This window comes from Micromonospora taraxaci (genome assembly GCF_007830095.1).
Taxonomy (GTDB): Bacteria; Actinomycetota; Actinomycetes; order Mycobacteriales; family Micromonosporaceae; genus Micromonospora; species Micromonospora taraxaci.
The window spans coordinates 2,570,464-2,591,992 of the sequence record NZ_VIWZ01000001.1 but is presented as its reverse complement, the minus strand read 5'-3'; the positions used below and the strand labels follow the sequence as shown (position 1 = coordinate 2,591,992).

Here is a 21,529-nt window from a genome sequence, read left to right as displayed (position 1 = left end):
CGTTCCTAATAGCGTGCGAGGCTGACGACATGTTGGAAACCTCGGCGCGGTTGCTGCGGTTGCTGTCACTGCTGCAGACACCGCGGGACTGGACCGGCGCGCAACTCGCCGAGCGCCTCGGCGTCAGTGGCCGCACGGTGCGTACCGACGTGGAGCGGCTACGAACCCTCGGCTATCCCGTGACGGCCACCCGCGGCTCGGTGGGCGGGTACCGGCTCGGAGCCGGGGCCAGCCTGCCGCCGCTGTTGCTGGACGACGAGGAGGCGGTGGCGGTCACGGTCGGGCTGCGCATCGCGGCCGGTGGGACGATCTCCGGCATCGAGGAGGCGTCGCTGCGCGCGCTGGCGAAGCTGGAACAGGTGCTGCCCGCTCGCCTGCGGCGCCGGGTGGCTGCGCTGCAGACGTACACCGTCGCGGTGCCGCGCGACGTCGCCGGACCGGTGGTCGACCCGACGCTGCTGTCCGTGCTGGCCGCCGCGTGCCGAGAACGGGAAGGCCTACGGTTCGACTATGCGGACCATGCGGGTACGGGCAGCCGGCGCGACGTGGAGCCGTACCGGCTGGTGAACTGGGGTCGCCGCTGGTACCTGCTCGCGTACGACCTGGGCCGCGCGGACTGGCGGACGTTCCGGGTGGACCGGATCACGCTGCGTACGCCGAACAACCCGCGGTTCGCCGCGCGCCCGCTGCCCACCGACGACATCGCCGGGTACGTGTCCGGTCGGGTGTCCGCGGCGTCCTGGCGATATCGCGCCCGGATCATCGTGCACGCGCCGGCGGTCGAGGTCGCCAACCGGATCACCCCTGCGGTCGGCACCGTGGAGCCGATTGACGAGCGGACGTGCGTGCTGGACACCGGGGCGGAGTCCGTCGAGACGCTCGCCGTCCATCTCGGACTGCTCGACCACGACTTCACCGTGACGGAGCCGCCGGAGCTCGTCGCGTACCTCCGACGGCTGGCCCGCCGTTACGCGATCAGCGTGCCCGGCGGAGCTTCGCCACCCGGCCCGGCTCCCCCGACGCCCGGCAGGGCCGATCCGGCGCGCGGATGACCCCGCCGGATGCGGGCGTTCGCCCGATCTCCATCATGTCCGGACGCTCATCGGCCGGGGGCAAGAAGGTCCTCGCCGCTGATCACGAGGCATCCGAAGATGTCGCCGAGGACAGCTCGTTGGTGTTTCGTCAGCGGGTTGGCGAAGACCGCAACCTCGACCTGCGCGGCTCGGCACGCTTGCGCGATTTCACGCGCTTTGCCGGAGCTGATCAGCGTCCGTCGAGAGAACGGCATGGCCATCCTGGCCGCACCGCCGCGTGAGACACCCCGCCGCTGGACGTGCCGGCTCACTACCCGTCCACCATGCGCCTCCACCGAAGCCGTCAGCACATCAAGCTTCGCGCCGAACTCCCTATCCTTCGCGGAGAACAGCCCTACGAGCAACACGTTGGCGCCCGCAAGCACAGAGGCCGACGGCCCAGTCGGATCTCGCCGCACGGAATCATGGTGCCAGACGCCTTACCTGCCGAGGGGCTGTCAACGGCGGCTGGTCCGACAGGCGGCGGCGGCACTGCGAGGATGACGGCGTGATCATCCCCGGATACTTGGACGGGTACGAACCGCCATTCCTACGATCGCCGCTGGTCGACGGGGCCGACATCATGTCGCAGGAGCTGTTCTGGCCCGCTTTCCTTGCCATCGTCGGGGGATCCACGTCGGTGCCAGACGCTTTCGGCGTCGACCCAGCCGACCTGGAGCACATCGTCGACACCTTCCTCGACCCGCAGAGTTGGCCAGTGTTCTCACTGCCGCTTCCCGGGCGCTGCCACCTGCACGTCATCATGCGCAACGTCGACGACGATGGCGGCGTTGACTACGTGCTCGACCCTGGCACCGGTGACGCGTCGATTCCTCTCGCCGCCATGGAGGGACACTTCCGAGGGCCGGCGTTCGCGTGGCCGGAAGTCGTCGCCGCAGCGCACCAGCCGGATCAGGATCACACCCCTGCCGAGCGTCTACTCCTCCTCGTACCGGCCTGCGCCGACAGCAACCGCCCAGGCGAGGCCGTCGACCTGGTCGCGGAGGCCTTGACCGCTCTCGGCGCCCGGTCCGATGTACGCCAGGTCAGCGAAGAACTGCTCAACAGCGGCAGGTACTGGACGCCGTGCCCATGGGTGAACATCGACGACGTCCTCGTCGGCAGAGGACCGCACACCTACCGCCGCTACGGAGGTGAGCTGTCCCGGGAACAACTCCGCCTCATCGCCGACACGCTCCAGCCCTCGGGGATCACCGAACAGCAGTAGCGTGCCAGCGCACTACGTCGGCCGGGACGAGGGCAAGAGGCCGGGACGAGGACATCGGCTGCCTCAGCTTCACCCTCACTGTCGGATTTGCCTAAAGGTATTAGGCGAGAGCATAATTGCTGTAGGCAGGTAGGGGAGGCGTGATGGATAGACCAGGACTGACGCCGGAGCGTCTGACCCGAGCGGGGGCGGAACTGGCCGACGAGGTCGGCTTCGACCAGGTCACCGTCTCGGCGCTCGCTCGGCGGTTCGACGTCAAGGTCCCGAGCCTGTACTCGCACCTGAAGAACTCACAGGACCTCAGGATCCGCATCGCGCTGTTCGCGCTGAACGAACTCGCCGACCGCGTAGCCGATGCCGTTGCCGGTCGGGCCGGCAGGGACGCTCTAGCCGCGTTCGCCGACGCCTACCGCGACTACGCCAGGGAGCACCCGGGCCGCTATGCCGCCGCCCGGCTCCGGCTCGATCCAGAGACGGCGGCCGCCAGTCCAGGTGTCCGGCACGCGCAGATGGCTCGGGCGATCTTGCGGGGTTACGGGTTGGACGAGCCGGACGCGACCCATGCGGTCCGGATGCTGGGCAGCGTCTTCCACGGCTACGTCAGCTTGGAGCTAGCCGGTGGTTTCGAACACAGCGCTCCCAACGCGCTGGAATCCTGGGAATGGATCGTGGATTCGCTCGACGCGGTGTTACGCAACCGCAGCACTCGCTGACCCGACGACGGTCGCACCACCGCCAGCGGTTCGCAGCGCGGCGCCCCGATGAACATCGAGAGGCTTGAGGCAATGCCCACCGAACACCAGTGGATCACCACCCCGGTCACCGCGGGCCTCCTGCGCGGCTTTGTCGATCTGGAGGCGACCCCGCGCGGTCTACTGCCGCATCGGCTGACCGCCCGGGCGCGCCAGCAGATCCCCGACGATCAACTGGCCATGGCTGAGGCCCAGCCCTCCGGCGTGCGGCTCGCTTTCCGTACCCGGGCCACCACCATCGAACTGGACACGCTGCCCACCAAGCGGGTCTACCAAGGCTTCCCGGCCCCACCGGACGGCGTCTACGACCTGCTGATCAACGGCCGCCTGGCCGCACAGGCCTCGGTGCCCGAAGGCAACGTCCGGACGGTTACCAACATGTTCACCCAAACCTCTGTGCTGGCCGAAGGGCCGTCCGGCACCGCCCGCTTCGCGGATCTGCCGGAGGGTGAGAAAAACATCGAGATCTGGCTCCCGCACACGGAGATCACCGAGTTGATCGCGCTGCGCACCGACGCGCCCGCCGAGCAGACCCCGCCCAGCGGACGCAGGACGTGGCTGCATCACGGCAGTTCCATCAGCCACGGCTCGAACGCCGGTCATCCCACCGCCATCTGGCCGGCGCTGGCCGCGGCCGAGGGCGGCGCAGAGTTGGTCAACCTGGGGTTCGGCGGGAGCGCGTTGCTCGACCCGTTCACCGCCCGCGCCATGCGGGACATCCCTGCGGACCTGATCAGTGTCAAGATCGGCATCAACATCGTCAACAGCGACGTGATGCGTCTCCGTGCCTTCACCCCTGCGGTCCATGGCTTCCTCGACACTGTCCGCGAAGGGCACCCGACCACACCACTGCTGGTCGTGTCCGCCATCCTGTGCCCGGTTCAGGAGGACACGCCCGGCCCTCTCGCGCCGGACTTCGAGGGCGGGACTCTGCGGTTCAAGGCCACGGGCGATCCGGCCGAGCGCAGCGCCGGGCGGCTGACGCTCAACGTCATCCGCGACGAGCTCGCCCGGATCGTCGAACAGCGCTCGGCCGATGATCCGAACCTGCACTATCTCGACGGACGCGACCTGTATGGCGAGGCGGACTACGCCGAACTACCGCTTCCCGACGAGGTGCACCCCGACCCGGCCGGACATCGCCGTATCGCCGACAACTTCGCGCGGCTCGCGTTCGGCGACGGCGGTCCCTTCGCCACCAAGACCGGCTGACCGCCTGAGGTACGCCGCGCAGCGACGGACGAGCCGGTGCTGTTCGGCGTAGTTCAGGCCCGCGTTGACATCGGCCTCAACCATCCTTCGCGGGCCGAGAAGCGATCTCAGTGCTGCGCCTCGTACGGGTCCCAGTGAGCTGCATAGCGCAGCAGCGAGCGGGCCAGGTGCGGGTGTCCCGTCGCCCATCGGGTGTCGAAGAGGAACCACTGGTCGAAGCCGAAGAAGTCGTCGATGTAGCGGGCGACCTGCGCGATGTGCGCGTCCAGCCGGATCTGAGACTCGGCGGGCCGCTCCGAGACCAACAGCTCCAGCATCTCCCGGTGGATCGCGTCGTGCGCAGACACTGTGTCAAGGTTGGCGGGCGACGGGGCATATCCGGGTAGCCGGGCGTAGCGCTCCAGCGCGGAGCCGATGTCGTTTCCCCCGGGGGCGGCTAGGGCCCGCAGCAGCCGGGTGTCGTGCGGCCAACTGTGGGCGTCGTCGGCGTCGCGCAGGAGGGTTGCGAGGTCCGGCAGGGTGAGGCCGGGAAAGGCTGTGGCGCCGACCAGGTTCAGGTTGCGGCCGGTATCGGGTGATTCCCAGCAGAGGCGGACCGAGAACACGCAGTCGGGCCCGGGCGGAGCCAGCCGAACGGTACGGACAGGTACGCCATGGCTGAAGACGGCGCCGGGCGCGGCGACGCCGCCGGGCAGCGGCCAGGTGTCGTGCAGCAGGAACGAAAGCCGGTCGGGCGACGCGACGGCGGCCTCGTCGTCGACGAAGTAGTAGGCGAGGTCCACCTCGTCGTCGTCGGTACGCACCCTCAGGGAATGCTCGCCGAGCCGGATGAAGGTGCTCTCGTCATCGCCCTCCACCCAGAGGTGCTCGTTCAGCAACTCACGCAGCTCGTCGACGGTCTCCGGCCGTGGCAGGTTGCGCTCCAGTGCCGCCTCGAAGATGGAGTCCAAGCCGTACACCTCATCGCCCAGCTCGCTGTTGATTCACCCTTCCGGGTCGTCGCAGCCCCAGCCCCGGCGGAACCAGTCGAGCACGGTCACGTCGGGCAGGGTGACCACCCGCTTGCTGAACGGCGATTCCTCTCGCCACCGACACACGAAGTACACGCGGCTGACTCTAGGTCGACGAAGACCTGGTAGTCACCGCCGATGTGAAGGGCCGACCGACCTGAGCGCCGTTTTAACAGTCGTCTCAGATTCGCTCGGTACGAAGTCGGCGTCAGATAAGCGATGTGACCCGTCTGTAGGAGGCTAGTGATGGCAGTCAACGCAGCGCCGTCCGGGGAAGCGCCGGCCGGCCGGTTGGCAGGCCGGTGGGTGCCGTGGTTGGTGATTGGCCTGTGGGTGGCGCTGGCGGCGGTCATGGTGCCGTTGAGCGGGAAGCTGAGCTCGGTCACTACCGACAGAGCCGTGGACACCCTGCCGGCCGGTGCCGAGTCCACCAAGGTGGCGGTGCTGGAGGACAGTCTCCCCGGTGGTGAGGACAACACGTTCGTGTTCGTGTACCACCGCGCCGGCGGCATGACCGACGCCGACCGCGCGACGGCCGAGCGCCACTACAACACCTTTGTCAAGCGGTACCCGCCGAAGGTGGCGGTCCCGGCCGGCGAGGACGACGAGGGCCCACCGACGAGACTCTCCACCAACGGCAAGGCGATGATGTTCACCCTCGACGTGAGCACGACCTACGGCGCACCGGAGGCCATCGTCGGGCCGTTGCGTGACGCCGCAAAGGACCGCCCCGCCGGCCTGGAACTCGACGTGACCGGCCCGGCCGCTGTCGATGGCGACATGGATGCCGTCTTCGACGGCATCGACCTGCAGGTCTTCCTCACCACCGTCGTCGTCGTAACGCTCCTACTCATCCTCACCTACCGCAGCCCGGTGTTGTGGTTCATCCCGCTGGTGGTCGTCAGCGTGGCCGCACTGACCGCGATGGCGAGCGTCTACCTGCTCGTCAAAGGCTTCGGCATCGTGGTCAACGACCAGAACTCGGCGCTGCTGACGATCCTGGTATTCGGCGTCGGCACGGACTACGCGCTGTTGCTCATCGCTCGATATCGGGAGGCACTGCACCACCACGAGAACGTCCGGGTTGCGATGGTCCACGCGTTGCGCGGCGCGGCACCGGCGATCGTCGCGTCCGCGGCCACCGTGGTCGCCGGCCTGCTCTGCCTGCTCGTCGCGGACCTGAACAGCACCAGCGGGTTGGGCCCGATCGGTGCGGCCGGCATTCTGTGCGCGCTGGTGGCCATGCTGACGCTGTTCCCGGCGGTGCTCGTGGTGCTCGGCAGGCGTATCTTCTGGCCGGCCATCCCGCGGTTCAGCACGGCCGTGGAGCAGAAGCCAGGGCTGTGGGGACGGCTTGGCACCGCCATCAGCCGCCGCCGATGGGTGGCGACGCTCGGCTCGCTCGGAGTCCTCGGCGTGCTCGCCCTCGGGCTGGCGGGCAATACCGGCGCCCTGCGGGAGCAGGACCAGTTCCTGTCCGCGCCGGAGTCGGTCACCGGCTTCACCGTTCTCCGCCAGCACTTCCCGGAGCTCGGCGGCCAGCCGATGACGATCTTCGCACGGCCGGCGTACCAGGAGCGGGTGCTCGACATCGTCAAGGGCACCCGCGGTGTGGCCATGGCCATCCCGGGTCAGACCAAGGGCGGCTGGGCCGACATCTCCGTGTTTCCGACGGACGCGCCGGACACCGTCGCAGAGTACGACACGATCAAGCGGGTGCGCACCGCCGTGCACGCGGTGAGCGGGGCGGAGGCGATCGTCGGCGGGCCGAGTGCGGAGAACCTCGACACCGAGGTGACCACCAGCCGCGACGAGAAGCTGGTGATCCCGCTGGTGCTCGCCGTCGTCCTGATCGTGCTCGGGCTGCTGCTGCGCGCGGTCGTGGCCCCGTTGGTCCTGATGGCCACCGTGGTCGTCTCATTCGCCGCAGCCTTCGGCGGCAGCGTGTTCCTCTTCGACACGATCCTCGGGTTCAAGGGCATCGACTATTCGGTGCCGCTGCTGGCATTCCTGTTCCTGGTGGCGCTCGGCGTCGACTACAACATCTTCCTGGCCAGCCGTGCCCGGGAGGAGGCCGTGCGTCTCGGCACCAGAGAGGGCATGCTCAAAGCCCTCTCCGCCACCGGTGGCGTCATCACCTCGGCAGGCCTGGTCCTGGCGGCCACGTTCGCGGTCCTCGTCTCACTTCCGCTGGTGATGCTGATCGAGGTCGGGTTCCTGGTCGCCTTCGGCGTGCTGCTCGACGCCCTGCTGGTGCGATCGGTCCTGGTGCCCGCCCTCACCCTGCTGATCGGCCGGCGGATGTGGTGGCCGAGCCGGCTGTCCGGACCGGTGGAGCCGCCGGACGGGCGACAGTCGTTCGCTGACGAGGAGCCCGCGCTGCGACGGTGAGCGCGGCGGCACGGGCGAGATCCGGGACGGGACCTCAGGCCCGTCCCGGATCTTTTTCATGACCCGGCGGTGGGCCGCGTGATTCGACCGGGCGGGGCCGCGGCCGGAAGGTCGACCCGAAGCAGCGCACCACCGCGTGCGGAGCGGGCGACGGTGGCCCGGCCGCCGTGGGCGTCGACGACCCGCTGAACGATCGACAGCCCCAGACCGGATCCGGGCAACGCTCGGGCGCTGTCGGCACGGTAGAACCGGTCGAACACCCGGGGTACGTCGGCGGCGTCGATGCCCGGCCCGGCGTCGTCGACCTCGAGCACCGCCGACGCGCCCTCGGCACGGAGCCGGACCTGGACCAGCTGGTCCGCGGGGGACCACTTGCCGGCGTTGTCGATGAGGTTGAGCACCGCCCGTTGGAGCGCAGCGGGACGCCCGCTCACCCACACGGAGGTGACGTCGAGCGCGACCTCGACGTCGGGCACGCGGGAACGCGCCCGGGTCGCGGCGGCCACCACCACGTCGGCGAGGTCGAGCAGGTCGGTGCTCTCGTCGGTGACGTCACCGCGCGCCAGGTCGGTCAGTTCGGCGGCGAGGGTGCCCAACTCGGCTACCTGGGCGCCGAGGTCGTTGAGCAGCCGGGTCCGGCTCTCCGCCGGCAGTGCGCTGTCCAGGGTTCCGCGCCGATCGAGCCGGATCAGCAACTCGACGTTGAGGCGCAGGCTGGTGAGCGGGGTCTTGAGCTCGTGGGCGGCGTCTTCGGCGAGCAGCCGCTGGGCCCGCCGGGAGTCCCGGAGCGCGGCGAGCATGTCGTTGATCGACTGGATCAGCCGCCGGATCTCCCCACCGCCTTCATCCGGGATGTCGGCGTCGAGATCCCGGGTGTGCGCGACGCGTACCGCGGCGGCGGTCAGCCGGTCGATCGGTGCCAGCCCGGCCCGCGCCACGGTCCGCCCGACAAGGGCGCCGCCGACCACGCAGAGCAGCCCGATCAGCAGCATGCCGAACCCGAACCGGTTGATCGGGCTGTCGTTGGCGACGCGGGCCACCTGGACCGCGCCGTCGCCCGCCCGCAGCGTGTAGACGAGGTAGCCGTCCTCGTCCATGTCGTTCGACTCCATCAGGTCGGCAGACGCGCCCTGCGCCACGCGCCCGGCGTGCTCGCTGACCGGGGGCAGCGCGGGTTGACCGGGCGGCGTCCGGGTCGAGCCGTCGGGCAGGATGACCCGCACCAGTCGACCGGATCCGGGATACGGCGGTAGCTGGACCTGCGCCAGACCGGCGCGCTCCGCGTCCGTCGCCAGGACGCGGGAGTCGGCGCGCAGCTGATCCTCGGCGGTGTCCCGCAGCTCCCCGTCCAGCAGCTCGCTGGCCACCTGGAAGGCCATGAACACGCTGACCGCGATGGCCGTCGCCGCGATCACCGTCAGCCTGGTCCGCAGTGACCGCCGGCGCCACCATCGGGTCAGCCGACGCGGTTTCCGGCCGACGGGCCTGCTCACGGAGGACTCTGCCGCAACGTGTATCCCAGGCCGCGCAGCGTGTAGATCAATCGCGGCTCACCCTCGGCCTCCATCTTGCGGCGCAGGTAGCTCACATACACCTGGAGGTTGTTGGCGGTGGCGCTCATGTCGAAGCCCCAGATCGCCTCGAACAGCACGTCGCGGGTCAACACCCGGGTCGCGTTACGCACGAGGACCTCCAGGAGGGAGAACTCGGTCCGGGTCAGGCGCAGCGGCCGCCCGCCCCGCCACGCCTCGAACCTGTCGGGATCGATCCGGACGTCGGCGAACGACAGGACCTGCGACTCCCCGTCGCCCGGCGTGCGCCGGCGCAGCAAGGCCCGCACCCGGGCCAGCAACTCCTCGGTGGCGAACGGCTTGGGCAGGTAGTCGTCGGCGCCCGCATCCAGCCCTGCGACCCGGTCCGAGACCTGATCACGAGCGGTCAGCATCAGCACCGGCAGATCCCGACCCGCCGCCCGCAACCGCCGGCAGGTCTCCAACCCGCCGAGGCGGGGCATCATCACGTCGAGGATCAGCAGATCCAGCGTGTCACCGCCGGCCCCACCGACCCCGTCGAGCACGGCGAGACCGTTGGCGACGATGCTGGTGTCGTAACCCTCGACCTGCAGAACCCGCTCCAGCGAATCACGGATGGCCGCGTCATCATCCGCGATCATGATCCGCATGCCGACGCGTCCCCTTCCAGTCGATGCTTTTGCCGCTCATGGTCCCCGATCAACCTGAGGCCAGGATTAGAAGACCGGTCACTATGACGGTCAGCGACCCGCGGCCGGGGTACACGAGCAATGCGGGGAGCAGCGAGCGCTGACCACTTCGGCATCCACTGGGCGGTCACGCCACATCGCGCGATCTCCATCACCACAGGTCATAGTCCGCGTCTCTGCCCGGCGTTGGTGAGCACTTCGGTCGCGGTGACCTCTTCGCCAACCCGCACCCAATCTGCTCCCAGTTGCGAGGCCAGGCCAACCAATGGCTCCTTACCGCCTTGACCTGCGCACACTCCCCCACCAGAGGTCCGGGATGTACGTCACGCGTCGATCATCGCAGTCAGACACGGGCAGTGCGATACAACAAAACGACGGTGCGGGCCGCCTCTGGGCGGCCCGCACCGTTGTCGAACGCCGGGCGCGTTACGCCCGTCTGCCGGAATGCTGGTGGGTGGGAGTTCCCGGCCTACAGGTCGGCCTTCGTCACGCGGGAGGATTCGTACGTCGTGGAGGCCTGGGGAAGGCCCGGCACGGTGGAGACGTCCTTGACCAGCATGCCGGTCGTAGCGTCGATGGTCAGCACCTCGCTGCCCTCGCCGCCGAACACCTCAGGGCCGGCGGTGATCGTCAGCGTCGCCTTGCCGTGGGTGGTCGAGTTCTTGACACTGACCGCGGAGATGGTGGACAGCAGACGCAGCACACCGGCCCGGACCCGCGTGTTGCCGTCGCCAGCGGACAGCGCTTGGGTGCTGTACGTCCACAGAGCGTTGTCGAAGTGCCGCTGAACGGCCTGGGGGCTGTACGGCTTCGGCTCGGCGTTGCCGCCCTTCTGCTTGATGATCACCTGGACGTCCGCCTGCTGCTTGTCCCACACCGCCTTCTGCGCTACGGGGTCGAGGCCCACCAACGGATCCTTGGCAACCTTGAGCATCTGGGTCCGACCGTCGGCCGGGCTGCTGTCCGCCGCGGCGACGGCTGCCTTGAGGAGCGGAGCGTAACCGCCGTCCGTCATCTGGTCCTGGTGACGGGCGATCGCACGCTTGATGTCCTTCACGCTGTTGCCCGTATAGATCTCGTGACCGTCGGTGTACAGCGTATAGACGACCTGCATGGTCTTGGTGCCGTGGACCTGCGTCGCCTTCACCAGCCACGCGTCGCCCGTCGCCGGGGTGACCGTCTTGATGGACCCGGCCAGGGTCATCAGCGGCGCGCGCTCGGCCGACCCGTCGACGGTGGTCGAGCCCGAGGTGGCGGCTGACGAATCCTTGCTGGCCTCCATGCCCCCGGTCGCCGACGAGTTGAGCACCACAGCGACGACTGCCGCCGCGGCGGCAACCCCCACCCCGGCGCCGATGCCCAGTCGGCCCGCGATACCGATCCTGCGGCGGCGCTGAAGCGCCGGCCTGGATTCGTGGTCCCGCGTGGTTGTCGTCGTTTCCATGGTTGACGTCGCCTCCATAGTCGTGTCCGCCGCTGATATCGCGCCCGGCAGCCGCACGGTTCCGGGGTCGGCCATAGCCGCTCGCAGCACCGCCCGCGCCCGCTGATACGCCTCCGGGCGTAGTGGTTCTGCGCTGCCCAACGCACCGACCAGATCGAGCTCGTCGGTCATCGGTGTCTCTCCTTCGCGCTGTTGCGGTCCTTCAGAAGCGCGGACACCCCCGGGGCGTCGCGCAGTGCCGTCCTGGCCTGGCTCAGCAGCCGCCGCGCGGTGCCGGCCGGTATGCCGAGTGCCCGCGCGGCGTCGGCTGCGGTCAGGTCCTCCCAGGCGACGAGCCTCAGGACCTCCCGCTCTTCGGGTTTGAGCCGCGTCAGGGCCGACCGGAGTACCGCCCGGGCGTCCACGCCGAGGTCCACCGCCGACCACGGATCCCATCCAGTAGCGACGTCCGGCACGTCGGCGACCAGGTCCTCGGCCGGCCGGGACCGCCAGTAGCGCCGCAAGCGATTCAACGCCACCCCGTACAGCCACGGCCGCGCATCGTTGTACGACCGGTCGTAGGATCGCCGCGACTCGAACGCCGCAACCCAAACCTCGCCCAGGAGGTCCTCAGCCGCATCCCGCCCAGCCCGGCGAACGAGGTACGAACCGACGGCGGCCTCATGACGCTCGACCACCTCTACGAAGGCGTCGACATCGCCATCCAGCGACCGGCCTATCAAATCCGCATCCGAAGCCATGGCCCTCCTCGGCAAAGTCCGCGCTTCACCCTGACATTGCCGATCAGGCGGGGAAGTGTTCAGGCGCGGGATCGGACGGCAGGCGGTCGCCCAATAGCGACCGCTCGGCGGCATGAGCGGCGGCGGTGCGGTGCGGTCAGCGTTGGGCCCAAGCGTGGCGCCCAGGCCAGGGCCGAGGGCTGAAGTCGGAAGATGGAGGCAGCGTCGCGACAGCGAGGCTGCCACCCCAACATCGGCAGTCTCCCCGCCGTTTCAAGGCTGGATCTGGTTCTCGACGGGGCTGCCAGGGGCGCCGAGAAATGGCGGCTCGCCCGACTTGGCGCGACGACCGGGCCTACCGATCCGAGACCGCCCGACGAGCGGCCCTACCCGCCTGGCTCCACGCCCACAATTGCGCGCCCTCCCCTGCCAGGAAACATAGAGCACTGTCAACTGCTGCCCGTGGCTCCGAAGCACTCCGTTGTGAAACAGGACCCCGCACCCTCTCTGGCCCAGTCGGCTCTCCCAAAACCCGGCTTGAGCCAGACCGGCGACCACCGACCGATCGTGAGCTGGCACCCCTAGGGCCTGTTTCATAAGACCTGGCCGGCCTGCGGCGGGCCCGGACGACGCCCGGCGGCGTTGCGGTTTCGTCCGGATACAACACCGGTATCCGGACGAAACCGCGCCTTGCCGGATCGCCGCCCGGACTCCGCCTCGGCTCGACCGCTCTTATGAAACAGGCCCTAGACCTTGCTGTTACCAGCGTTGGCTTCCGCGCCCACATTGGTCGCTTGGACGCACCGTCACGGACGTGGCGCCCGATCAGCGGCATGAGAGTTAGTTGATCTTGACGTCAGGGTGGTGTGCATCCTCGCGGACAACCAGGTATTGCTGGTCAGGACGTTGGTGACGGCGCATAGTGGCGGGCAAGGTCGGCGGCGAGGGCGCGGAGGTAAGCCCTGGCTTCGGTGGGGCCGTGTACCGTGATGGCGCCTCCGAACGGCAGCAATGCTCGTACGTCCTCAAGATGCATGAAGCGAATTCTCACCTTATGGCCGGTGGCGGATTCTTCATGGTTGTCCCGGACGAGTCGTAAGCCGAAAATCCGTTGCGCTCGCTCGATCTGGGTCTGGTCGATGGTGGCGCTGACCTCTATCGCGTGGTTGTGTGCCCACTGATCAATGAGCGCTGCAGCGACGGTGGCCAGGGTTTGGTTCTCGCGGAGCCGTCGTGGCTGGTCGACTTCTTTCCACGTGGTGATCCGTTCGAGTCGGTACATCCGTGGCACTCGGGCACAGTCGGCAACGAGGTACCAGATGCCGGCCTTGGCGAGCAGCCCGTAGGGATCCACGACCAGGTCGCGTGGGCATGACTCGCGTGGGCTGTCGTACACGATCCGTAGCTGGCGACCTCGCCGCACTGAGCCGATCAGCGAAGCCGGAGTCGTGCCGGAAGCTCGTGTCTGGTGCCAGGGACGGCTGTCCACGTGCACGACGTCGGTGAGCGGCAGGAGCTCATGAACTCGACGTGACTGTGTAGCGGCGAGCTTGGCGAGCGCGCGCTGGCCTTCGGCCGATGCGTCGAGCTCCGCACGTTGCTTCTCATCCAGCCCGATGAGCGAGAGTTGATCACGCTCGTCAGGCGTGAGTCGGGTGAGGTCGAGCCCGGATCCGGGCAGCATGGTCACGCCGCCGAGGCGGCCCCGGTGTGCGGTCACGGGCAGTCCGGCGTCGCGGAGCCAGTTCAGGTCCCGGGTGATGGTTCGGAGGGAAACCCCGAGCGCTGAGGCAAGTTCCTGTGTGGTCGCGCCATCCCTCGAATCGAGGAGCAGCATCACGGCGAAGAAGCGGTCCGGGGTCACACACCAAGTTTTCCAGGAAATTGCGACACCATGCGGCGCATATTCCGGCCAGGCTGGTGGATGCGTACCTACGACCTGTGAGAAGGAACAACCATGACCACCACGTCCGTCGTGTCCATCGTCTATGTGAACGACGCTCCCGCCGCAGCTCGTTTCTACGGCGACCTCCTCGGCATGAGCCCTTCGTTCGAGACTCCGGGATACATCACCTTCGACCTCGGGCCGGGCGCTGACCTCGCTCTGTGGTCCGGCCAGTTCGAGGATCTGTCGCCGAACGTCCCACGTACCAGTGAGGTTTGCCTGGCCATCGGCGGTGGACGACCCGACGAGATCAACGCGATCTTCAAGCAGTGGCAGTCCAAGGGCGTCACGATCCTGCACGAGCCTCACGATGCGGGGTTCGGGCTGACCTTCCTCGCAGCCGATCCTGACGGGAACCGCATCCGGGTCGCACCGAAGGGCTGAAAGGCCACAATGCGGCAGGCGCGCACGCCAGGTGTCGCGCCTGCCGCTGTCCGACTTCGAGAGGACGACGAGTGCCCCACGTCGACGGTGCACTCCTCGGAGGTGTACACCTGCGGGCTACCGCGATCTTCTCGGAGGTCATCTTGCTGGGCCAGCCACCTCGGCGCGTAACTGACATCCGGTGAGTGACATCCGCGCTGCCAGTCGGGTGAGAAGTCTCAGCTCAACCTGCTCCAGTAACACTCATAGGGGAACAGCAGCGAACGCGCTCACATCGGCACGTCCGGACGGCACTCAGGCCAGCTCGGCAGGACACTGCGTAGCGCGCGCCTCGCGGCAGAATCGACCTCTCCTCGGTCCGGCGATCCAGCCCGACGACTTGTTCCGTCGCGGGCCAAACAGATCCGGCGGCGTGTGGTGCTTGATCGGCGGCGAGAGCGGACGCTCAGGCGAATAGCCGATCAGCCAACCCGGGCAAGCAGGATGTCGATCATTGTTTGAGATGCGATGGTGTTTGGTCGGTCGCTGACCTGCCCGTCGCCGAGTTCGATGACCCGACATACGCCGTCCTCGCGGAGAGCGAGGTCCACGGTGATGAAAGGCAGCCCGAGCCCGCCGACCAACGGAGCGACCGGGGCCAAATCGACCTCGACCGGCGCCGGATCGTTCGGACTATCGGGATGCGGCCCTACCAGAACGCACACGCCGTCGATCCACCACGTGCGTACCTCGGTCGAGGCGAATCGCTCGAAGCGCCGCAGCACGAGCCCGCCCACGAAGTCGTCGTCACGTAGCTCCAGAAAGCGCCTCGCCACGCTCCACGCAGCCGCACCCTCCCCGAGGTCAGGGATGAACGCGGCCTCGTCCCAGTAGTGCTTCATCGACTTGCTGTAGTCACGCAACACCGCTGGTCCCGCGCCCAGCACGGCACGCGCGCGGTCGAAGTCCGCCCGCTCGGAGCCCGTGGTCCAGACTGATGGCGGGGTCACGGAAGCCAGAGCGGCATACCAGCCAGGCAGCTCATGCGCCAGCCGGTACTGCTCAGCACCAGTCCGCAACACCACACCACGCTCAGCGAGCACCTCAGCGAACATGGCGTACTGCTCGCTACGCAGCATCCAGCCGCGGTACACAGCCATACCGCTGCTCGATACCGACGCGACCGCGCGGCGCACATCCCCGCCCCGCGCCAACGCGTCATGGTCGACCACCGCCACATCCAGGCCGGCAACACGTGCAGCCCGCGCCTCTGCGGCGAAGTGCTCATCCGGGTGACGCGGCCGCAGCGGGTCCGCGGGAACCAACAAGATCACGCCGACATCCTGCCCGAGGCGGCCGCCTCGGTCGGCACCGCCGGCCACACGTTCAGCCAGTTGAGCGGGGCGACGACCTGCCGCCACCTCATGCAGCGCCGGACGGACGTTCGCTGACCCTCTCGGCGATTGCCCGGCCCAGCTCCGCCGTCGTGCCGGTGCCGTGCAGGTCGGGGGTCAATGGTGCCTGTCCGGGCCCGTACGCCAGGACGTCCTCGACCGCGCCGAGCAGGTGGGCGGCGGCCTCGGGGTGGCCGAGGTGCTCCAGCATCATCGAGCCGCACCAGATCTGGCCGATCGGGTTGGCGATGCCTTTGCCTGCGATGTCGGGTGCGGAGCCGTGCACGGGCTCGAACAGGCTCGGGTGCTCACCACCAGGGTTGATGTTGGCGCTCGGGGCGATTCCGAGTGTGCCGGTGCAGGCCGGGCCGAGGTCGGAAAGGATGTCGCCGAACAGGTTGCTGGCCACGACCACGTCGAACCACTCCGGATGGAGCACGAACTGCGCCGCGAGCGCGTCGATGTGGAACTTGTCGAGGCGAACGTCGGGGAACCGCTCGCCCATCGCGGCCACCCGCTCGTCCCAGTACGGCATGGAGATGGAGATGCCGTTGCTCTTGGTGGCGGACGTCAGGTGCCGTTTCGGGCGACGGCTGGCCAGCTCGAAGGCGAAGCGCAGGACACGGTCGACGCCGACGCGTGTCATGATCGTCTCCTGTAGGACGGTTTCCCGGTCGGTGCCCTCGAAGATCCGCCCACCCACGCTGGAGTACTCGCCCTCGGTGTTCTCCCGGACGACGACGAAGTCGATGTCGCCGGGGAGCCGGCCGGCCAGGGGGCTGCGGACGCCGGGCATCAGCCGGCAGGGGCGCAGGTTCACGTACTGGTCGAAGACCCGCCGGAACTGCAGGAGGCTGCCCCAGAGCGAGACATGGTCGGGTACGACCTCCGGCCAGCCCACCGCGCCGAAGTAGATGGCGTCGTAACCACGCAGCGTCTGTTCCCAGTCGGGCGGCAGCATGTCGCCGTGCCTCTGCCAGTAGTCGGCGCTGGCGAAATCGAAGCTCTCGAAGTCGAGCGTCAGGCCGAAACGACGCGCAGTGGCGTGCAGCGCGTCGAGGCCGGCCGGGACGACCTCCTTGCCGATGCCGTCGCCGGGAATCACGGCGATCCGGTGGGTGGTCACGGCGCCTCCCGAAGCGCTGCGAGGCCGCCCTGCGAGTCCTCGAGTGCGATGCGCTCCGCGGCGGCGGAGTCGCCTGCCCGTAGCGCCCGGACCAGCGCCCGGTGGCTGCTGTATCGCTCCAGGCCGAACGTGTCGTCCTCCGCCACCCGTTGCAGAAGCAGCTCGCGGCGCTGCGGGCGGGAGAACACGCGGCTCTGCTCGAGCATTCGGACCAGCACCGGGTTGTGCGCGCAGGCGCTGACCGTGTCGTTGAACTGCTGCATGGTGTCGAGCAGTTCGGTGAGGTGCCGCTCGACCGGCCCGCCCTGAGCGGAACGCTCCTTGAGGAGGATCAGCAGGTCGTCGGCGCGGTCGAGAATGGCGTCGAGCGCGTCGAGCTGCTCGGCGGTCGCGTGTCGGGCGGCGAAGCGGGCGACGAGGCCACGCAGGCCGACCTCCACCTCGGCGAGGTCGTCGATGGCGGCGTCGCGGATGGCGGCGACCAGCACGGTACGCGGCCCGATCCGCTCGATCAGCCCGTCGAGCTCCAGCCGACGCAGGGCCTCGCGGACCGGGGTCGGGCTGACCGCGAGCCGCTCGGCCATGCCGCGCTCGGTGACCTTTTCTCCCGGCGCGAGTTCGCCGGTGGCGATCGCGGTGCGAACTTGTCGGTACGCCTGATCGGCGAGCGTGCCGGCTGTCGTCATGACCGCACTCTAGCGCATGACATAGCAACTTCGTTTGCAACTGTTGACGAGTTTGCTACAGCAATTTACCGTGACCGGGGACACAAGGAGGTGGACGTGTGTCCAACCGGCGGATCACGTTCTTCATAGCCCTCGCACTCTTCGCCCAGGAGTCGACCTGGAACTTCTATGACAATCAGGTGCCCGTGCTGCTGCGCGAGCACGTGACGAGCGCGGCGCTCGTGGGCGCGCTGATGGGGATGGACAACCTGCTGGGAATCTTCATCCAGCCCTGGATCGGCAACCGGTCCGACAACACCCGGACCCGGTGGGGGCGGCGGATCCCGTACCTCGCGGTGGGCATGCCCCTGGCCGCGCTGGTCTTCGTCCTACTGCCGTGGACCACGTCGCTGGCCACGCTGGTCGTGGTGATGTTCTGTTACGCGCTGATCGCCAACACCACACGACCGCTGGCGGAGTCGTTGGTGCCGGACTTCCTGCCCCCGCAACGGCGCAGCCGGGCGAACGCCGTCGTGAAGATCGCGACCGCACTGACCATCATCGTCGCGTCGCTGATCAGCCTGCTCGTGGTGGACGAGCATCCGAGGGCGGCGTTCGTCATCCCGTCGGCGATCATGCTGGCCGCCACGTTCGTGCTGCTGGCCAACGTGCGCGACAGCCGCTCGGCGGCCTACCAGGCCGCGGTGGCCGAAGAGTCCTCCGCCGGTCCCGCCGCGGTCAGCCAACCGCTGCGGCAGATCGTCGCCGGACTGTTCACCGACCAGGACCGCCGCCGGCTCCTGCTGCTGCTGACCGTCCTGCTCTTCGGCGGGGCATGGTTCGCCTCACGGTCGCTGATCACCCCGTACGGCATGGAGGCGTTGGGCCTGAGCCGCGGCGAGGCGGGCGGGCTCACCCTGCCCAGCGGCATCGTCTACGTGGCTGCCGCCTATCCGGCCGCGCTGCTGGCCGAGCGCTTCGGACGGCTGCGGATCATCCTCGTGGGCATCGGCGTCTTCGCCGTCGCGCTGGCGGCGGGCGCCGTCGTGCAGACCGCCACCAGTACTGTCGTCGCGTTCTGCGTAGCCTCGGCCGGCGCCGCCGCCTTCACGATCAACGCGGCGGTGGCGCTGTGGAACCTGGCGCCGTCCAGCAGGGTGTTCGGCGCCTACACCGGCCTGTACGCGGTCACCTGGTACCTGGGCGGCTTCGGTGGCCCCGCCCTGATCGGCGCCGTGATCGACCTGGTCGGCTGGGACGGGATGCCGCTCTACATCGCCGTGCTCTCCCTACTCGCCTTGCTCGTCGTCGTCCGTCTCGAACGCCTGCAGCGTGTGCACCGGGCCAACCGGGCCGTCACCCTCACCGGAAGCGAATGATGTCGACCATCCTCATCACCACTGACTACCTCGCCCCCGGCGACGAGGTGGACACCTACCTGACCGGGCTCGGCTTCACCACGCGGCACGACCCCATGCGGGGACCCCGCCGGCCGGAGCAGCTGATCGCGGCCCTGGCCGGCGTCGAGGGGGCGCTGATCGCCAACGAGCCGATGAGCGCGGGGGTGCTGCGCCAGGCATCCGACCTGCGCGCCGTCGTGCGTACCGGAGTCGGGTACGACTCCGTCGACGTGACCGCCGCCGGCCGGCTCGGGATCAGCGTGAGCAACCTGCCCGGGATCAACGCCAACGCGGTGGCCGAGTACACCATGGGGTTGCTGCTCGCCCAGGCCCGGTACCTGGTGCCGATGGCCGCCGGGGTGGCCGCCGGCGGCTGGCCCCGCACCGACGGCCACGAGCTGCGCGGCAGGACGCTCGGCCTGATCGGGCGGGGCGCGGTGGCCCAGCGCGTGGCGCCGCTGGCCGCTGTCTTCGGCATGACAGTGCTGTGCACCGGCAGCCTGCCCGGGCCGGTCACCCGGGTCACGCTCGACGAGTTGCTGCGCGACGCCGACTTCGTGTCGGTCCACACCGCACTGACCCCGCTCACGCGCCATCTGATCGACAGCGCAGCGTTGGCCCGGATGAAGCCAGGCGCGCACCTGATCAACACCGCACGCGGGCCGCTCGTCGACGAGGCCGCCCTGGTCGAGGCGGTCCGGTCCGGCCGGCTGGCGGGCGCAGCCCTCGACGTGGTGGACGTGGAGCCGCTGCCCGCCGACAGCATCCTGCGCGGCGTGGCCGGCATCACTGTCTACTCGCACATGGCCGGGCAGACTGCCGAGGCCCGGCTGGCCGCGGGGATGGAGGGCGCCAAGGAACTCGTCGCCGCCCTCGACGGCCGGCCCGCCCACTCGCTCACCGAATTGAAGGAGCCGGCATGACCACCAGGACAGCGGATGCGGACGTGATGGTGATCGGCGCGGGCCTCGCCGGACTGGTGGCCACCGCCGAACTCGTCACCGCCGGCCGATCCGTCCTGCTACTCGACCAGGAGCCCGAGCAGAGCCTCGGCGGCCAGGCATTCTGGTCGTTCGGCGGCCTGTTCCTGGTCGATTCCCCCGAACAGCGCCGGATGGGCATCCGCGACTCGACCGAACTCGCCTGGCAGGACTGGCAGGGCAGCGCCGGGTTCGACCGCCCCGAGGACGCGTGGCCACGGCGCTGGGCCGAGGCGTACGTCGACTTCGCCGCCGGCGAGAAACGCGCGTGGTTGCGGGGCCTCGGCGTGAAGATGTTCCCCATCGTCGGCTGGGCCGAACGTGGGGGCTACGACGCCACCGGACACGGCAACTCGGTGCCCCGCTTCCACGTCACCTGGGGTACCGGGCCGGGCCTGCTCGAACCCTTCATCGCGATCGTGCGGGAGGCCGCCGGACGCGGTCTCGTCCGGTTCGCCTTCCGGCACCGGGTCGACGCACTGACCGTCAGCGACGGCGCGGTGGTGGGCGCCACGGGCCGGGTCCTGGAGCCCAGCGACGCCGCCCGCGGCACCGCCAGCTCGCGGGAGGAGATCGGCGACTTCGCCTACACCGCGCAGGCCGTCATCGTCACCTCCGGCGGCATCGGCGGCAACCACGACCTGGTCCGCCGCAACTGGCCGGCACGGCTCGGCACCCCGCCCACCCACATGATCAGCGGTGTGCCCGCCCATGTGGACGGCCGCATGCTGACCATCACGCAGGACGCCGGCGGCGCAGTGATCAACCCCGATCGGATGTGGCACTACGTCGAGGGCATCCAGAACTGGAACCCGATCTGGGACGCGCACGGCATCCGGATCCTGCCCGGGCCGTCCTCGGTCTGGCTCGACGCGCGCGGACGACGGCTGCCGGTGCCGCTCTACCCCGGATTCGACACCCTCGGCACGCTCGCCCACCTGCGTACCACCGGCCACGATCACAGCTGGTTCATTCTCACTCAGAAGATCATCGAGAAGGAGTTCGCGCTCTCCGGCTCCGAGCAGAACCCGGACCTGACCGGTCGCAGCGTCAAACAGGTACTCGGCCGCCTCCGTGGCGGCGCACCGGCACCGGTGGAGGCATTCAAGCGGCAGGGCGCCGACTTCGTCGTAGCCAACCGGCTGGACGAGCTGGTGAAGGGCATGAACGCGCTCACCGACGAGCCTCTGCTGGACCCGCTCGACATCCAGCGCACGATCGAGGCACGCGATCGGGAGCTGGCCAACAGCTTCACCAAGGACATGCAGATCGCCGCCATCCGCAACTTCCGAAACTACCGGGGCGACCGGCTCATGCGGACCGCGGCGCCGCACCGGTTCCTCGACCCGAAGGCAGGGCCGCTGATCGCCGTACGCCTGCATGTGCTCACCCGCAAGACCCTGGGCGGCCTGCACACCGACCTCGATGGTCGGGTGCTGGACGGCGCCGGCCAGCCGGTGCCCGGACTCTATGCCGCCGGCGAGGCCAGTGGGTTCGGTGGTGGCGGCATGCACGGCTACCGCGCGCTGGAAGGCACCTTCCTGGGCGGCTGCCTCTTCTCCGGCCGCCAGGCCGGCCGCGCCGTGGCCACCACCGTCGGATGACC

General features: G+C 69.1%; 20 protein-coding genes. 9 read left to right on the top strand and 11 right to left on the bottom strand.

Annotation, left to right across the window (positions count from 1 at the left end; genetic code table 11):
- Positions 1 to 29 precede the first annotated feature (29 nt).
- Positions 30 to 1,052, top strand: coding sequence for a helix-turn-helix transcriptional regulator (locus FHU34_RS12110; RefSeq protein WP_145780044.1), 1,023 nt, complete (start codon positions 30 to 32; stop codon positions 1,050 to 1,052).
- A gap of 47 nt (positions 1,053 to 1,099) precedes the next feature.
- Here the strand turns inward: FHU34_RS12110 and FHU34_RS34230 are convergent, their stop codons facing one another.
- Positions 1,100 to 1,288, bottom strand: a complete 189-nt coding sequence (locus tag FHU34_RS34230) for an HflX-like GTP-binding protein (RefSeq protein WP_358052684.1) — start codon at positions 1,286 to 1,288, stop codon at positions 1,100 to 1,102.
- Positions 1,289 to 1,713: 425 nt separating this feature from the next.
- Here FHU34_RS34230 and FHU34_RS12100 point away from each other — a divergent pair, with 425 nt between their 5' ends.
- The 3 genes from FHU34_RS12100 to FHU34_RS12090 all read left to right on the top strand — a co-directional run bounded on the left by FHU34_RS12100 (position 1,714) and on the right by FHU34_RS12090 (position 4,265).
- Positions 1,714 to 2,301, top strand: coding sequence for a hypothetical protein (locus FHU34_RS12100; protein WP_145780043.1), 588 nt, complete (start codon positions 1,714 to 1,716; stop codon positions 2,299 to 2,301).
- A gap of 143 nt (positions 2,302 to 2,444) precedes the next feature.
- Positions 2,445 to 3,014, top strand: a complete 570-nt coding sequence (locus FHU34_RS12095) for a TetR/AcrR family transcriptional regulator (protein ID WP_145780042.1) — start codon at positions 2,445 to 2,447, stop codon at positions 3,012 to 3,014.
- A 48-nt stretch (positions 3,015 to 3,062) separates the two neighbouring features.
- Positions 3,063 to 4,265, top strand: a complete 1,203-nt coding sequence (locus FHU34_RS12090) for a GDSL-type esterase/lipase family protein (protein WP_244311625.1) — start codon at positions 3,063 to 3,065, stop codon at positions 4,263 to 4,265.
- Between the two features lie 107 nt (positions 4,266 to 4,372).
- On the opposite strand, the gene FHU34_RS12085 is transcribed toward FHU34_RS12090, so the two are convergent.
- Positions 4,373 to 5,215, bottom strand: coding sequence for a hypothetical protein (locus FHU34_RS12085; RefSeq protein ID WP_244311624.1), 843 nt, complete (start codon positions 5,213 to 5,215; stop codon positions 4,373 to 4,375).
- A 33-nt stretch (positions 5,216 to 5,248) separates the two neighbouring features.
- Positions 5,249 to 5,371 carry a hypothetical protein gene (locus FHU34_RS34015; protein WP_280116479.1) on the bottom strand — a complete coding sequence of 41 codons (123 nt, stop codon included), beginning with the start codon at positions 5,369 to 5,371 and terminating at the stop codon, positions 5,249 to 5,251.
- A 150-nt stretch (positions 5,372 to 5,521) separates the two neighbouring features.
- On the opposite strand from FHU34_RS34015, the gene FHU34_RS12080 reads away from it, so the two are divergent.
- On the top strand, positions 5,522 to 7,666 hold the full coding sequence (locus FHU34_RS12080; protein WP_145780041.1) for an MMPL family transporter: 2,145 nt from the start codon (positions 5,522 to 5,524) through the stop codon (positions 7,664 to 7,666).
- 56 nt (positions 7,667 to 7,722) lie between these two features.
- On the opposite strand, the gene FHU34_RS12075 is transcribed toward FHU34_RS12080, so the two are convergent.
- The 5 genes from FHU34_RS12075 to FHU34_RS12055 form a co-directional block, all read right to left on the bottom strand.
- A complete protein-coding gene (locus tag FHU34_RS12075; RefSeq protein ID WP_244311623.1) occupies positions 7,723 to 9,081 on the bottom strand; it encodes a HAMP domain-containing sensor histidine kinase in 1,359 nt (452 codons plus the stop codon).
- A gap of 74 nt (positions 9,082 to 9,155) precedes the next feature.
- Positions 9,156 to 9,848, bottom strand: coding sequence for a response regulator transcription factor (locus FHU34_RS12070; protein WP_145780039.1), 693 nt, complete (start codon positions 9,846 to 9,848; stop codon positions 9,156 to 9,158).
- Positions 9,849 to 10,356: 508 nt separating this feature from the next.
- Positions 10,357 to 11,502, bottom strand: coding sequence for a hypothetical protein (locus tag FHU34_RS12065; protein WP_167524807.1), 1,146 nt, complete (start codon positions 11,500 to 11,502; stop codon positions 10,357 to 10,359).
- Entirely contained in the window at positions 11,499 to 12,071 is a 573-nt protein-coding gene (locus tag FHU34_RS12060) for an RNA polymerase sigma factor (RefSeq protein ID WP_145780037.1), read from the bottom strand. Before FHU34_RS12060 ends, FHU34_RS12065 begins: the two co-directional genes overlap by 4 nt.
- A gap of 877 nt (positions 12,072 to 12,948) precedes the next feature.
- On the bottom strand, positions 12,949 to 13,914 hold the full coding sequence (locus tag FHU34_RS12055; RefSeq protein ID WP_145780036.1) for a helix-turn-helix transcriptional regulator: 966 nt from the start codon (positions 13,912 to 13,914) through the stop codon (positions 12,949 to 12,951).
- A gap of 93 nt (positions 13,915 to 14,007) precedes the next feature.
- On the opposite strand from FHU34_RS12055, the gene FHU34_RS12050 reads away from it, so the two are divergent.
- On the top strand, positions 14,008 to 14,379 hold the full coding sequence (locus FHU34_RS12050) for a VOC family protein (RefSeq protein WP_145780035.1): 372 nt from the start codon (positions 14,008 to 14,010) through the stop codon (positions 14,377 to 14,379).
- Positions 14,380 to 14,840: 461 nt separating this feature from the next.
- Here the strand turns inward: FHU34_RS12050 and FHU34_RS12045 are convergent, their stop codons facing one another.
- The 3 genes from FHU34_RS12045 to FHU34_RS12035 form a co-directional block, all read right to left on the bottom strand.
- On the bottom strand, positions 14,841 to 15,692 hold the full coding sequence (locus tag FHU34_RS12045; RefSeq protein ID WP_167524806.1) for an ATP-grasp domain-containing protein: 852 nt from the start codon (positions 15,690 to 15,692) through the stop codon (positions 14,841 to 14,843).
- Between the two features lie 88 nt (positions 15,693 to 15,780).
- Positions 15,781 to 16,878: a tartrate dehydrogenase gene (locus FHU34_RS12040; protein WP_145780033.1), complete on the bottom strand. Its 1,098-nt coding sequence runs from the start codon at positions 16,876 to 16,878 to the stop codon at positions 15,781 to 15,783.
- Positions 16,875 to 17,564, bottom strand: a complete 690-nt coding sequence (locus FHU34_RS12035) for a GntR family transcriptional regulator (RefSeq protein ID WP_145780032.1) — start codon at positions 17,562 to 17,564, stop codon at positions 16,875 to 16,877. Before FHU34_RS12035 ends, FHU34_RS12040 begins: the two co-directional genes overlap by 4 nt.
- 98 nt (positions 17,565 to 17,662) lie before the next feature.
- Between FHU34_RS12035 and FHU34_RS12030 the strand changes: the two genes are divergently transcribed.
- From FHU34_RS12030 to FHU34_RS12020, 3 genes are read left to right on the top strand one after another with little or no spacing between them, the layout of a single operon-like run.
- Positions 17,663 to 18,922, top strand: a complete 1,260-nt coding sequence (locus FHU34_RS12030; protein WP_145780031.1) for an MFS transporter — start codon at positions 17,663 to 17,665, stop codon at positions 18,920 to 18,922.
- Positions 18,922 to 19,866 (top strand): NAD(P)-dependent oxidoreductase, encoded by a 945-nt coding sequence (locus tag FHU34_RS12025; protein ID WP_145780030.1) that lies wholly within the window; start codon positions 18,922 to 18,924, stop codon positions 19,864 to 19,866. The genes FHU34_RS12030 and FHU34_RS12025 overlap by 1 nt, the downstream gene beginning before the upstream one ends.
- Positions 19,863 to 21,527: an FAD-binding dehydrogenase gene (locus tag FHU34_RS12020; RefSeq protein ID WP_145780029.1), complete on the top strand. Its 1,665-nt coding sequence runs from the start codon at positions 19,863 to 19,865 to the stop codon at positions 21,525 to 21,527. The genes FHU34_RS12025 and FHU34_RS12020 overlap by 4 nt, the downstream gene beginning before the upstream one ends.
- Positions 21,528 to 21,529 lie beyond the last annotated feature (2 nt).